General features: G+C 39.4%; 12 protein-coding genes. 7 read left to right on the top strand and 5 right to left on the bottom strand.

All coding sequences use genetic code 11. The features are described from left to right. Positions 1-107: 107 nt before the first annotated feature. The 4 genes from ushA (SJ2017_RS11965) to SJ2017_RS11950 all read left to right on the top strand — a co-directional run bounded on the left by ushA (SJ2017_RS11965) (position 108) and on the right by SJ2017_RS11950 (position 5,520). The gene (ushA, locus tag SJ2017_RS11965) at positions 108-1,820 is read left to right on the top strand and encodes a bifunctional UDP-sugar hydrolase/5'-nucleotidase UshA (protein ID WP_055023281.1); all 1,713 of its coding nucleotides are present in this window, start codon (positions 108-110) and stop codon (positions 1,818-1,820) included. A 152-nt stretch (positions 1,821-1,972) separates the two neighbouring features. Continuing rightward, positions 1,973-2,653 (top strand): alpha/beta hydrolase, encoded by a 681-nt coding sequence (locus SJ2017_RS11960; RefSeq protein WP_055023280.1) that lies wholly within the window; start codon positions 1,973-1,975, stop codon positions 2,651-2,653. A 408-nt stretch (positions 2,654-3,061) separates the two neighbouring features. After that, positions 3,062-4,738: a bifunctional UDP-sugar hydrolase/5'-nucleotidase UshA gene (gene ushA / locus SJ2017_RS11955; protein ID WP_080917470.1), complete on the top strand. Its 1,677-nt coding sequence runs from the start codon at positions 3,062-3,064 to the stop codon at positions 4,736-4,738. A gap of 323 nt (positions 4,739-5,061) precedes the next feature. After that, on the top strand, positions 5,062-5,520 hold the full coding sequence (locus SJ2017_RS11950; protein ID WP_055023279.1) for an Hsp20 family protein: 459 nt from the start codon (positions 5,062-5,064) through the stop codon (positions 5,518-5,520). Between the two features lie 140 nt (positions 5,521-5,660). Here SJ2017_RS11950 and soxR read toward each other — a convergent pair whose 3' ends face one another. Next, on the bottom strand, positions 5,661-6,116 hold the full coding sequence (soxR, locus tag SJ2017_RS11945) for a redox-sensitive transcriptional activator SoxR (protein ID WP_055023278.1): 456 nt from the start codon (positions 6,114-6,116) through the stop codon (positions 5,661-5,663). Between the two features lie 209 nt (positions 6,117-6,325). On the opposite strand from soxR, the gene SJ2017_RS11940 reads away from it, so the two are divergent. The 3 genes from SJ2017_RS11940 (at position 6,326) to SJ2017_RS11930 (ending at position 7,413) form a co-directional block, all read left to right on the top strand. Then, positions 6,326-6,517: a hypothetical protein gene (locus SJ2017_RS11940; protein ID WP_080915910.1), complete on the top strand. Its 192-nt coding sequence runs from the start codon at positions 6,326-6,328 to the stop codon at positions 6,515-6,517. A gap of 66 nt (positions 6,518-6,583) precedes the next feature. Beyond that, on the top strand, positions 6,584-6,997 hold the full coding sequence (locus SJ2017_RS11935; RefSeq protein WP_055023276.1) for a VOC family protein: 414 nt from the start codon (positions 6,584-6,586) through the stop codon (positions 6,995-6,997). Between the two features lie 20 nt (positions 6,998-7,017). Then, positions 7,018-7,413, top strand: coding sequence for a VOC family protein (locus SJ2017_RS11930; RefSeq protein ID WP_080915909.1), 396 nt, complete (start codon positions 7,018-7,020; stop codon positions 7,411-7,413). A gap of 90 nt (positions 7,414-7,503) precedes the next feature. Here the strand turns inward: SJ2017_RS11930 and SJ2017_RS11925 are convergent, their stop codons facing one another. The 4 genes from SJ2017_RS11925 to SJ2017_RS11910 form a co-directional block, all read right to left on the bottom strand. Further along, positions 7,504-8,943 (bottom strand): DEAD/DEAH box helicase, encoded by a 1,440-nt coding sequence (locus SJ2017_RS11925; RefSeq protein ID WP_080915908.1) that lies wholly within the window; start codon positions 8,941-8,943, stop codon positions 7,504-7,506. Between the two features lie 187 nt (positions 8,944-9,130). Next, on the bottom strand, positions 9,131-9,625 hold the full coding sequence (gene ilvN / locus SJ2017_RS11920; protein WP_055023273.1) for an acetolactate synthase small subunit: 495 nt from the start codon (positions 9,623-9,625) through the stop codon (positions 9,131-9,133). After that, a complete protein-coding gene (locus tag SJ2017_RS11915; RefSeq protein ID WP_080915907.1) occupies positions 9,625-11,343 on the bottom strand; it encodes an acetolactate synthase 3 large subunit in 1,719 nt (572 codons plus the stop codon). Before SJ2017_RS11915 ends, ilvN begins: the two co-directional genes overlap by 1 nt. Positions 11,344-11,752: 409 nt before the next feature. Then, entirely contained in the window at positions 11,753-13,390 is a 1,638-nt protein-coding gene (locus SJ2017_RS11910) for a GGDEF domain-containing protein (protein WP_080915906.1), read from the bottom strand. Positions 13,391-13,392: the final 2 nt, after the last annotated feature.

Below are 13,392 nucleotides of genomic sequence, written 5' to 3'. Positions count from 1 at the left end.
TCACGTTTTGTCATGTGGATGACATATTACTTTGTCAGTGTTTGATACCATTCAATCAGAGCTGGGTAGCTCGTAAATATAACAATATATTGATTAGGGGTTAGATCATGAAAAACACGTTATACAAAGGATTAGTGGCAACAGCAGTGATTGCTGCCTTATCAGGTTGTAGTAGCGACGACGATAAAGACCAAACAGCATGTGAAGCAGCGGGTGATGCTTGTACTAGCTTTACGGTTATTCATACCAACGACAACCATGGTCGCTTTTGGGAAAACAGCGACGGCGAATATGGCATGGCAGCACGTAAAACGGTGATTGACCAAATTCGTGCAGAGGTAGAAGGCCGTGGTGATGAAACGATTTTATTATCAGGTGGTGACATCAACACTGGTGTACCAGAGTCTGATATGCAAGAAGCGATTCCTGACTTTGTAGGGATGAACTTACTCGGTTATGACGCAATGGCGGTCGGCAACCATGAGTTTGATAACCCGCTAAGTACTTTGGATATGCAATCTACTTTAGCAAACTTCCCAATGCTTGCGGCTAACATTTACGATAAAAATGCGGATGAGCGTTACTTTGAACCTTACCGTGTATTCGATATCAATGGCCTTAAAGTTGCGATTATCGGTTTTACGACTGTAGATACGCCTAAAATCGTGAATCCTGAAAACGTTGAAGATCTAACGTTCACAGATCCTCAAGTTGAGCTACCAAAAGTCTTAGCTGAAATTGAAGCTAACGAAGAAGTCGACATGGTGTTCGCTGTAACACACATGGGTCACTATGCTGATGGCAACCACGGTACAGAGGCACCAGGCGATGTGATGCTAGCTCGCTCAGTAGAAGAAGGGCAGTTGCATGCGATTATCGGTGGTCACTCTCAAAATCCAGTATGTATGGAAGGGGATGAGTACGCAGATTTTGCACCAGGTGATGAATGTAAACCTGATCAGCAAAACGGCACTTACATCATGCAAGCGCATGAGTGGGGTAAATACGTAGGCCGCGCTGACTTTGAATACATGGACGGTGAGCTAACGTTAGCCAACTACTCATTGATACCAATTAACTTGAAAGAAGAAGATGATAACGGTGAGTTAGTCTTTATCACTGAAGAAATCGAGAAAGATCAAACGGTTTACGATATGCTAAAACCATATCAAGAACGTGGCCAAGAGTTACTTGATGTCGTGATTTCATACACTGACGGTAAGTTAGAAGGCGACCGTGAAGTGGTGCGTGTTGAGCAAACTAACTTAGGTAACTTACTCACTACGGCTTACTCAGAATTTGTGACGAATAACTTCAATGTTACAGCTGATTTTGGTGTGATGAATTCAGGTGGTATTCGCGCATCAATTGCTGAAGGTGATATCTCTTACCGTGACGTATTAACTGTACAACCATTTGGTAACTTTGTCGCTTACGTGACAATGACAGGTAGCGAAGTAAAAGATTACTTAGCTAACGTAGCAGTTAAAACTGGTGGTGGTTACCCACAATTGAACAATGTTGCTATGGATGTTCAATGTACAGAAGGTACTGTTGATATCGCTTCATTAGGTGGCCGTGCATTTGATGAACAAGAAAACTATACATTCTCTGTGATTCATTTCAGTGCTGCTGGTGGTGATGATTACCCAATCATCAATCAACACCCTAACTACATTGATACTCAGTTAACCGATGCTGCAGTATTCCGTGAGTACTTTGTAGCTAACCCTGAGATATCAGCAGAAGATTATGCGCCAGTAGAAGGTCAATTAAACTTTTACCGTGATGGTACGCTAGTTAAAAGCTGTGCTGAATAATAGGTGTTGATAGCAGCCCTTTATTTAAAGAAACGCAGTTAATCAAAAAGGTAGCTTAGGCTACCTTTTTTGTTTTTCATTCTTAAGTTTTCGGTTAACGGACTAGATTGTTTAAGTTAAGATAGCCGCAAAAAATTAAAAGGGAATAAATCATGTCGTCTGCAACTACTGCACTTGAACGTATTACTGTTGAACCTACTACTGCAGCCACTGCTTGTGTCATTTGGTTACATGGCTTAGGTGATTCGGGAGCTGGCTTTGCACCAGTGGTGCCTTTATTGGGGTTACCACAAGATCACAGCATTCGATTTGTTTTTCCTCATGCTCCGGAACAACCCGTAACTATTAACGGTGGTTACATCATGCGCTCATGGTATGACATTAAAAGTATGGACTTACATGATCGTGCAGATATTAACGGTGTATTAGCATCAGAAAAATCGGTTAAAGCGCTGATTAATGAACAAATTGAGTCGGGTATTGCTGCTGAAAATATTGTTTTGGCTGGCTTTAGCCAAGGTGGCGTGATGAGTTTATTTACTGGTTTGCGTTTTGAGCATACATTAGCTGGCATTATGGCGCTGTCTTGTTATTTGCCTGCTGGCGAGGCGTTACCTGAAGGTTTACATCCATCAAATAGCCAAACCCCTTTATTACAACACCATGGTGAGCAAGATGAGGTCGTCCCTTTGTTTGCAGGTAAGATGGCCTATGATGCGTTAAATAAAGCCGGTTATGCGTCGACTTGGAAAACGTTCCCTATGCCGCACAGTGTTATTCCTGAACAATTAACTGAAATCGGCCAATGGATCACAGGGCGACTAATTAACTAGTTGTTTCAGTAAAAAGATAATGCGTCTGTTGTGGTGGAAGTATCAGTTAGAGTAATAAATAGCGTTAAATAAAAGGCTTAAGTGAAGCGACTTAAATAAGTTGGCTAGCTTAAGCTTTTTTTATTTTTAATGGGTAATAGTCACTTTAATTGTTGTTCTTAAATAAAGATAATCTACTTCAAAATATATAACTAAATATTTGTTATTTAAGGTTTTGATTTAAAAAAACTGACATGAATTGATGGTAATTTGTTATTATATTCTGCGAATTTTGTAATCAATATACGTTTACTGTTAATACCAAGGTTTAAACGATTGCGCTTTTTAGTGCTAAAGACCTGACTCTTTACGGATAAAATAATGAAAAAAACGATTCCGACGTTTTTGGCTTCCACTTTGAAAACCAAAATGAGTAAGACAATACTGCCGTTACTTATTGCCACGAGTGGGTTGGTGGCTTTATCGGGCTGTGAACAACGGCCACAATGTGACGATAACAACTGTACTAAATTTACTGTACTACATACCAATGATAATCACGGACGCTTTTGGCACAATAAAGCGGGCGAAGCAGGAATGGCTGCGCGATTTACTGTGATTGACGGTATTCGTAAAGAAGTGGCTGCGCAAGGTGGTCATACACTGGTGTTATCAGGCGGTGATATTAACACCGGTGTACCAGAATCTGATTTACAAAAAGCAGTACCTGATTTTATTGGTATGAACATGATTGGTTACGATGCCATGGCCGTTGGTAACCATGAATTTGATAACCCTTTATCTGTTTTAGATGAGCAAGCAAAGCTGGCCAACTTTCCAATGTTAGCGGCAAATATTTATCATAAAGATACTCAAGAGCGATATTTTGAGCCTTACAAGATGTTTACCTTGGGGGATTTGAATATTGCGGTAGTGGGTCTGACGACAGATGATACCCCCAAGTTGACCAATCCTTTACATACCGAAACGCTGACCTTCACTAATCCTATTGCAGAAATGAAGCAGCTTATTCCACAAATAAAGGCAAATGAAAAAGTCGATCTTGTGTTTGCTGCAACGCACATGGGCCATTATGAAAATGGCGAATTTGGTAGTAATGCACCAGGTGATGTCACTATGGCTCGTGAGCTTGAAGAAGGCATGCTTGATGCGATTATCGGTGGACACTCCCAAAACCCTGTGTGTATGAGTGGTCGCAACAGTGAGTATGATAAACGCTTTATGCCGGGGGACTCATGTCGCCCAGATAAGCAAAATGGCACGTATATAATGCAAGCTCACGAATGGGGACGTTATGTAGGCCGTGCAGATTTTGAGTACATTAATGACAAACTTTATTTAGTCGACTATCAATTAATTCCTATTAACCTTAAGCGTATGGCTTTTGGTAAAAAGTTAGCTTGGCCAGTTGCTGAGCCAATTGAACGAAATGCGGAAGTTGAAGCTGTGCTTAAACCTTACCAAGATAAAGGCAGTGCTGAACTCGATGTTGTTATTGGTCGCGTAAATGGTTTATTGCAAGGTGAGCGTAAAGTCGTACGTTCTCAGCAAACCAACCTTGGTCGTTTGATTGCAAAAGTGCACAGTGAAAAAGTGCGTGCTGATTTTGGCATTATGAATTCAGGTGGTGTAAGGGCATCCATTCAAGCAGGTGAGGTCGCATATCGTGATGTATTAACGGTACAACCTTTTTCAAATACCATAGGTTTTGCTGAAATGACCGGTGAAAAGCTGGTTAAATACTTATCAAAAGTAGCGTCCAATACGCGTACTAGCGGCGCTTATGCACAGTTTTATGGTATTGATATGACAGTGAAATGTCGCGATCAAGATGTTGAGATCCATAGCATAAACAACAAGCCTTTTGATATTAACGAAACTTATACCTTCTCGATCCCAAGCTTTAGCGCCGCAGGCGGTGATAACTATCCTAAGATTAATATTTTAGAAGCAGGCTATGTGGATGCTATTGAGCTTTATGATTATATTAAGACGCAACAGCAAATTAATATTGAAGATTATGAGCCAAATGGTGAAGTTAAGTTTGTTCAGTCTAAGAGCAGTTTAGGGTGCAGTATTTATTAATACTAACCTTTATAAGCCCCTAATGATGGCTGTAAAATGACGCTGCAATACTCAATATAGTTAAAGGCAACCGTAAGGTTGCCTTTTTTTATTAAATAAATTAATTTTTAAGTTGTTGAATCTTAGTGATTAAAATTTATTTATAAAATAAAAATGAAATTAATTTATCAAGTTTACTTGAAAACAAAAATAACGTTCTCATATCTAGTTATAAGTTAGGCACGCTCAATAGAGGTACTAACTGCCATTACGCCGCAAGGGTAATGATAAACGCCAATAATGGCATATTTTTTTCACATATTGCTTTAGACAAGGATATGAACATGCGTAAATTTAATGTAACTCCCGATTTAACTCCTCTATACCGCAGTGCGATTGGTTTTGATCGTTTAGCTAAAATGGCTGAGCACGCTGCAGTGCAAAATGGTAACACTGGTTACCCTCCTTACAACATCGAATTGCTCGGTGAAAACCGTTACCGTATCACGATGGCTGTTGCTGGCTTTAGTATGCAAGAGCTTGATATTACAAGTGAAGGTGACAAGTTATTGGTTAAGGGCAACAAGGTTGCTAACGTCAATGACGAACGAAAATATTTACACCAAGGTATTGCAGAGCGTGGCTTTGAGCGCACTTTCCAGCTTGCAGATCATGTAAATGTTGTTGGTGCAGATTTAGAAAATGGTTTGTTGAATATTGATTTAGTAAGAGAAATACCTGAAGCGTTAAAAGCGCGTAAGATTAAAATCAACACAGCAAACAATACTATTGATAGTGAGTAAACTTCAACAACCTAGCGCATAAGTTTTCCCCTATTGCACTTATGCGCAAGTTTCATCTTCCCTGATTATTTTGCCCAACAAGAATTTATTTCCTTGTTGGGCTTTTTACGTTATAGGTCGAGTTTTAAATTTACAGACTGTTAATCATCATTAAAGGCTTTATCAAGAATGACAGAACCAACACCGTCAATACCCAAATTGTCTTCAGGGTTGTAAATAGGGCAAGACTTCATAGATAGACAACCACAACCGATACAAGCATTTAGAGAGTCCCTTAAATCGGTCAAATAATGAATCCGTTGAGTTAACTGCTTGTGCCATGACTCAGACAATTTAGCCCAATCATCTTTATTCGGTGTCCGTTCATTGGGTAAATAACTAAATGCATGTTTAATTTCTTGTAAACTCACCCCCATTTTTTGTGCTGCTTTAATCACTGATATTCTTCTGATCACGTCTCGATGGTATCGGCGCTGGTTTCCTTGATTACGTAGGCTTTTAATCAAACCTTTTTTTTCGTAAAAGTGCAGGCTAGATACCCTAACACCACAACGCTTAGCTACTTGACCAACACTTAAATCCATTTCATTGAGCATCTGTTATCCCTTATATCTTTTACAAACTCTTCGCTATTAATTTCTTAATTATTCTTAAGTTATTGAAATTTGCGTATTAATAATTGGTTTCAAAAATATATTTCGAAAACTCAAAATATCACTTTACCTCAACTTAGGTTGAGGTTTTATAGTAGCTTCATCTTATATAGCAAGCAAGTTAGCCCTTATATCAAGACAAGGAGCCAAGCATGATTCAGGTGATTATCAATCAACAAATGATGGATCAAGTTGTAAAAAGTAAAGCCAATAAAAGAGCTAATAACAATCAGGTGCTGGTTAGAGGTGATAGCTCTGCAGCATTAAAAGCCAATCAACAAGACATTGCTGCTGTGATAGCCAGAAGTCGCGTTTTGTTTCACAACACGATGGCACTGAAATAACCCAAGTAGAACGAAGTGAAATAAAAAACGTACACAAACTAATTAATAACATTAAAGGAGTAAACTATGCGATTAGAACATTTAAATTTAGTGGTGAATGACTTAACTGAGACGCTGGCTTTTTATCAAGCTGCTTTTCCTCATTGGACTGTTCGTGGTGGCGGTGAGGGCGAGTGGCATGGAGTGCAGCGTAAATGGATTCATTTTGGCGATGATAATAACTATTTGTCACTTAACGATAACGGTAAAGGAACAATGAGGCCAATAGAAGGATATGATCTCGGCCTCGCTCATTTTGCTTATGAGGTGTCAGATCTCGAAGGTTTACGAAACAGAATGGAAAAAGCAGGGTTTGAAATCGCTATCGTTGGTGGAAAAGATGCTAACTACGACAGTGTTTATTATAACGATCCCAACGGTTATGAAGTTGAGTTTGTTCAATATACAACAGATATTCCGAGTGAAAGAAACCAATACTAAGCCGAATAAATGGAGGCATTATGCGATTAAACCAAGTCACTTTACCTGTGCATGATTTGTCGCTTGCTTGCGATTTTTATCTGACGCTGGGCTTTATCCAAATTGTTAGTAGCAATCATTATGCTCGTTTTATGTGTCCAGACGGCGACGCAACATTTTCGCTTTTTAAGCAAGATAAACCACAGTTAGTGGATGATGCGGTAAATTCCAGTGTCATTTACTTTGAGCATGAAGCGTTAAATGAATGGGTTAATGATTTATTGACGAAAGGGATTGAGTTTTATCAGCTACCTTTGGATGCCGGCTATTTGTGGCGCGAAGCGATTTTATTTGACCCGTCTGGTAATAAAATTAAATTGTACTGGGCTGGAGAAAATCGGCTTAACCCGCCATGGCGAGTTAATATAAAAAAGTAGTCTGAGTGCTGCTTTAATCGCAACAACTAAAAAGCCTGCGAAATATAACGCAGGCTTTATCGTATTGACACCACTATACCAACGAAGTGCTTATTGCTTCCAAGGGTTAACTGCGCCAGTGCCATTTGGGACTGAAGATGTAGGTGCTGAGTCAACTCTTGTCTGTTTACGAGCATTACTTTTTGAATTCTCGTAGGGTTTTTTATTGTCTTCTTGGTTAAATTTCTTTGCTTTATTTTTATTGTAATGATTGTTCTTGGGCTTATCAGATTTACCTCGTGACAAGCGTGGTTTGTCATCCTCTGTTTTTGCCCCAGCGTTTGCTGACTTAGTTTTGGAAGAGTTTGGCATTTTAGGATTTTTAGGGACAAAATCTAAAATTGAAATAGGCACTTCTTTACGAGGTGCAAAGCCGTCTACTTCTTTACGCTCGATGATATGGCCTAAACGACGTTCAATAGCGCATAAATTTTTAAAGTCATCCTTTGAGACTAAAGAAACAGCCAAGCCTTTTGCGCCAGCACGTCCCGTACGACCAATGCGATGAACATAGTCGTCAGCAGGAAATGGCAGGTCGTAGTTAATCACTAACGGTAGTTCATCAATATCAATGCCTCGAGATGCCACCCCCGTTGCGATTAAATAGCTGATTTTGCCAGCTTTAAAGTCCGCTAAAATTTGTTCTCGGATTGGCTGGCTACGACCGCTATGGAATGATTCAGCAATAATGCCACGCTTTTCGAGTTGAGTGACAAGCTTTGCTGCACCATGTTTAGTTTCGATAAAAATTAAGGCTTGTTGCCAATCATTTTCTTTAATTAAATGGCTTAACAATGCTGATTTTTTATCTTTATCAACCGTGGTTAACCATTGCTCGATTTTTGGCTGTGCATCTGTGTCAGCTTCGACTGATATTTGCACTGGTTTTTTCATCGCCGATTTAGCTAAAGCGCGTACTTGATTAGAAAGCGTTGCCGAAAACAACATATTTTGGCGGTCATCAGGTAAAAGTTCGATAATGCGGTTAATGTCTTCAATAAAGCCCATATCAAGCATTCTGTCGGCTTCATCTAGGACTAAAACTTCTAACTCATCAAAATTAACAGCACGTTGGGTATACATATCAAGTAAACGACCAGGAGTGGCGACTAAGATATCGATACCTTCAATTAAACGCTGCTTTTGTTGTTTACTGTCTACGCCACCATACATCACCATCGAATTGATGGATAAATTTTGACTGTACAGTTTGATATTTTGCTCAACTTGCACAACAAGTTCACGCGTTGGAGCCAGTACCAAAGCTTTAACTCGTTTCCCTCGGACTTTTTGACCCGCTTTAAAGCGCTCTAAAATGGGTAAAATAAAACTAGCGGTTTTACCTGTGCCTGTTTGCGCTGCAGCAATGATATTCTTACCCGATAGAGCAACAGGAATGGCTTTAGCTTGAATAGGACTAGGCTCGGTATAGCCTAATTTATTCAACGCACTAGTGATTGGATCGCTTAATCCCAGTTTTGCAAATGGCATGTATTTTCTCGGGTAATGTTCAACAGTTAACTGTCGCAACAGTGACTTTATGACTGCTGCAGTAAAGAATAGACGGTAAGTATACCAGAGTGCGAAAAACTTAGGCTAGTGAAGTGAGGTCAGTGTAAAAAATTAGGTGAAATAAAAAAGGAGCACTAGGCTCCTTTAGTTTTTGGGCTAATGCCAATTAAGCTTTCATGGCCTTATCACCGCGTGCTAGACCCACAACGCCTGAACGTGAAACTTCAATGACTTTAGTGACTTCGGCAAGTGCACTGATAAAAGCATCAATTTTCTCACTGGTACCCGCCATTTGAATAGTATATAAGCTTGAAGTTACATCAACAATCTGTCCGCGGAAGATATCAGCTGTGCGTTTCACTTCTTCACGCAGCTCACCTTGTGCTTTGACTTTGACTAATGCTAACTCACGTTCAATATGCGCATTTTCAGTAATGTTGGATACTTTTAATATATCAATGAGCTTATGCAGCTGTTTTTCAATTTGCTCATGAACATTGGCTTCGGCATTGACTGTGATATTCAGTCTAGAAAGTGTGGTGTCCTCTGTCGGCGCCACGGTTAAACTTTCAATGTTGTAGCCACGTTGAGAGAATAAGCCAACCACACGAGACAATGCACCTGGTTGGTTTTCAAGTAATACAGAAATAATACGACGCATTAGCTTCTCTCCGTTTTGCTTAACCACATATCTTTCATTGATTCACCACGAATTAGCATTGGGTAAACGTGCTCTGTTTCGTCGACACTAATATCAACAAACACAAGTTTGTCTTTCATTGCGAGTGCTTCAGCTAATTTTGATTCAAGCTCATTTGGATCGCTAATAGTCATACCTACATGACCATAGGCTTCTGCAATCTTGGCGAAGTTAGGCACTGAGTCCATGTATGAATGTGAATGACGGCCTGAATAAATCATATCTTGCCATTGCTTCACCATACCTAAAAAGCGGTTATTTAGGTTGATGATTTTTACGGGTGTATCGTATTGAAGTGCTGTTGAAAGCTCTTGAATGTTCATTTGGATTGAGCCATCACCAGTGACACAAACTACGGTTTCATCTGGCATCGCCATTTTAACGCCCATAGCAGCAGGTAAACCAAAGCCCATGGTGCCTAGACCACCTGAGTTAATCCAACGACGTGGTTTATCAAATGGATAGTAGAGTGCTGCAAACATTTGATGCTGGCCGACATCTGATGTGACGTAAGCATCGCCATCAGTTAATTTGTGTAATGTTTCAATGACCTGTTGAGGCTTAATTCTATCGGATGACTTGTCATAAGCTAAACTATCTCGTTGACGCCACTGATTGATTTCTTCCCACCATTGGTTAATGGTTTCTGCGTCATTAGATTTTTGTGTTTCATCAAGTAGGTTGAGCATACTGTCGAGAATGTTTTCAGCAGAACCAACAATGGGGATATCGACACGCACTGTTTTAGAAATCGATGATGGATCGATATCAATATGTAAGATTTTTGCGTTAGGGCAATACTTTTCAACGTTATTGGTTGTCCGATCATCAAAACGAACCCCAATGCCAAATATTAAGTCACTATTATGCATTGCCATGTTTGCTTCATAGCGACCATGCATCCCTAACATGCCTAAACATTGTGAGTGAGTCCCAGGAAATGCGCCTAATCCCATTAAGGTATTAATAACAGGAATATTCAGGCGTTCAGCAAGTTGTAGAATTTGCTTGTCGCACTCAGAGATAATTGCGCCGCCGCCAACATATAATACGGGTTTTTTAGCCGCGAGAAGGGCGTGTAGGCCACGGCGGATCTGGCCTTTATGCCCTGAGGTTGTTGGGCTATAAGAGCGCATGTTTATGCTTTCTGGATAAACATAGTCATGTAAAATTTCAGGATTTAAGCAGTCTTTTGGTAAATCGACCACCACAGGACCTGGTCGACCTGTTGAGGCTATATAAAAGGCTTTTTTAATGATCTCAGGGATTTCCTGAGGATCTTTCACTAAAAAGCTGTGTTTAACGATTGGGCGTGAGATACCAATCATGTCACATTCTTGGAATGCATCATTACCAATCAAGTTACTATGAACTTGACCAGATAATACCACCATTGGAATGGAGTCCATGTAGGCAGTAGCTATTCCGGTAATGGCATTAGTTGCCCCCGGACCAGATGTTACAAGAACAACACCAACATCACCCGTGGCACGGGCATAACCATCAGCCATGTGTACAGCGGCTTGTTCGTGTCTTACAAGGATGTGTTCGACACCTGCAATTTCATGCAGTGCATCGTAGATATCGAGAACTGAGCCACCAGGGTAGCCAAAGATGTGTTTTACGCCTTCATCGATTAACGAGCGCACAATCATACTTGCGCCGGATAATTTTTCCATTGCTAAATCCTCTTAAGTTACCGTTGTGGGTAAACAGTATCTTGTTACAACGACGGTAATCGTTCTAAAAGTTAAGTTTGAACGGTAATTCAAACTCGTTTATCTCAGTGGTCAATAACCACATTAGATAATGGACTTATTCAAGGTTGAAACTTTTCTAAGATTCAATGAAATAAGATAATTTCATCATATTTATTTTTGGCGTTGATACAAGAGGATTTTAAAAATAGTTTGCTAAACTTGAATGAAATTCATGATTATTTAATAAAATTGATTCTTTAGTCATATTAACGAGGTATAACCTTAATAAATTACATTTTATTGAATAGTTCCAGAAGAAGTAACCTCGGCTAGAACCGTTGACGTAAGCAAATTCGTTCGTTGAACCTTAACATCATAAGGTCAGGCTTTATTTAAATTGTGCGTATTGGTTTTTGCCATTCTCTTTAGCGTGGTACATGGCCGTATCAGCTTGTTTAATGATTGCTTCCATCCTAAATTTAACTTTTTTGTGTAATGGCAATTGTGGATGTCTAGAATATGAAAAACCAATACTGGCACTGACTTGTAATACTTGCTCTTTATAGTGGTAAGGTTGACTGATTGTTTTGCATAAGTTTTCAGAGATTTTCTCAATACTATTGATATGATTAATGTCATTCAGTAACACAGCGAATTCATCACCACCAAGGCGACAAACAATGTCTGAATTACGCACCACATTTTTCATTCTTTTTGCTACTTCAATCAAAATAAAGTCACCCGCATCATGGCCAACATTGTCGTTTACGGCTTTAAAACCATCAAGGTCGATATACAGTAAACCAAAAAAATGACTGTTTTCATCAAGGTTATCTTTTCTTTTTGAGCGGCGATTAGAACGTGTTTCTTGATCTAAAAACATTTTAAATAGTCGGTCATCAAAAAATGCCCGATTGGCCAGTTTTGTTAAAGTATCATGGTGCGCTTTATGGAACAGTTTACGCTCGCTTTCTTTATGAATTAAGATATCACTCAATAAGCGTTTATTTTTAAAAGATAAGAATATCACCAAAAGTGCAATCGCTAACGCGACTTGTATTGAGAAACGAATAGTATTTTCCGCTTCACTAATTTGCTTCGACAAGGCGAGGTTACTTTCATGTATTCGCCGTTGTTGCTTGGTGACGAGAACCTCTAATTCTTTTGTGAGCTCTTTGAGTGTTGGTGTGGTGTTCTGCTTCATTAATTGACGATCGGCTCGCCAATTATTGCCTGCATGAATATTAATTGCTTGAACAAGCGCTGCCTGATAGGCCGCGGTATTTGCTTCGAATTCATCCAATAGGTCGAGCTGATCGTCATCCATTTCATAGCGACGTTTTTCTAATGCTTCAAATGACTGATTAACACCTGTTTTAAATAGCGCAATTTCATCTATGGTTGGCAATTGCCTAAAGGCAAGGTAGTTTCTGACTTCACTGACGAGCATAATCCAGTTATACCTAAGGTCTTCAATCAAAGGTAAGATGCTTTGCTGTTCATTAATTGCAGTTGCCAGTAATAAGTCATTAACGATTTGATTCATATTGATGGCAATAGGCTCAAGTTTTGACGATGCAATCCCAATTGCAGGCATATTTTTATTGTTGTTTTGAGCTAACTCTAGCATTGATAAATTATGAGTTATGATTTTGTCTACTAACTGCCTAATTCGTAATAGTTGTTCAGAATCATCCAGTTCGGGATTTAAGTTTGTTAAGTTAACCAGTTCAGTTAATGTGGAATTGATGTCATTTACCTTTTCCCTATATAGGTTCATGTTGTAATCATCTTTCTCAATGAGGTAATTCCCTAATACACTCAAACTATGGTAAAAATGCGAGGTTAATTGCATTGCGCTGAGCATTTTAGGTTGATATTGCGATGTGACCTTGGTGAGTTTTTCTTGGGTTGAAGAAAAACTCACAAGTGAAACTAACGTGATAGAAAGTAGCACTAAGACAAGAACAATTGTGGCTGCTATGGCTTTTTGTTTGAGACTAAATCGAGTTAACATATTCATCATGG

The sequence above is a fragment of the Shewanella japonica genome (genome assembly GCF_002075795.1).
GTDB lineage: Bacteria > Pseudomonadota > Gammaproteobacteria > Enterobacterales > Shewanellaceae > Shewanella > Shewanella japonica.
Note: the sequence above shows the minus strand (reverse complement) of the source record. Positions and strands in the feature narration are given on the sequence as shown.

Excerpts from the sequence above, each read along its gene's own strand:
- soxR (WP_055023278.1), bottom strand. The coding sequence starts at position 6,116 with ATGCTCAATGAAATGGATTTAAGTGTTGGTCAAGTAGCTAAGCGTTGT.
- SJ2017_RS11935 (WP_055023276.1), top strand. The coding sequence starts at position 6,584 with ATGCGATTAGAACATTTAAATTTAGTGGTGAATGACTTAACTGAGACG.
- SJ2017_RS11950 (WP_055023279.1), top strand. The coding sequence starts at position 5,062 with ATGCGTAAATTTAATGTAACTCCCGATTTAACTCCTCTATACCGCAGT.
- ushA (WP_080917470.1), top strand. The coding sequence starts at position 3,062 with ATGAGTAAGACAATACTGCCGTTACTTATTGCCACGAGTGGGTTGGTG.
- SJ2017_RS11960 (WP_055023280.1), top strand. The coding sequence starts at position 1,973 with ATGTCGTCTGCAACTACTGCACTTGAACGTATTACTGTTGAACCTACT.
- SJ2017_RS11910 (WP_080915906.1), bottom strand. The coding sequence starts at position 13,390 with ATGATGAATATGTTAACTCGATTTAGTCTCAAACAAAAAGCCATAGCA.
- SJ2017_RS11915 (WP_080915907.1), bottom strand. The coding sequence starts at position 11,343 with ATGGAAAAATTATCCGGCGCAAGTATGATTGTGCGCTCGTTAATCGAT.
- SJ2017_RS11940 (WP_080915910.1), top strand. The coding sequence starts at position 6,326 with ATGATTCAGGTGATTATCAATCAACAAATGATGGATCAAGTTGTAAAA.
- SJ2017_RS11930 (WP_080915909.1), top strand. The coding sequence starts at position 7,018 with ATGCGATTAAACCAAGTCACTTTACCTGTGCATGATTTGTCGCTTGCT.
- ilvN (WP_055023273.1), bottom strand. The coding sequence starts at position 9,625 with ATGCGTCGTATTATTTCTGTATTACTTGAAAACCAACCAGGTGCATTG.
- SJ2017_RS11925 (WP_080915908.1), bottom strand. The coding sequence starts at position 8,943 with ATGCCATTTGCAAAACTGGGATTAAGCGATCCAATCACTAGTGCGTTG.
- ushA (WP_055023281.1), top strand. The coding sequence starts at position 108 with ATGAAAAACACGTTATACAAAGGATTAGTGGCAACAGCAGTGATTGCT.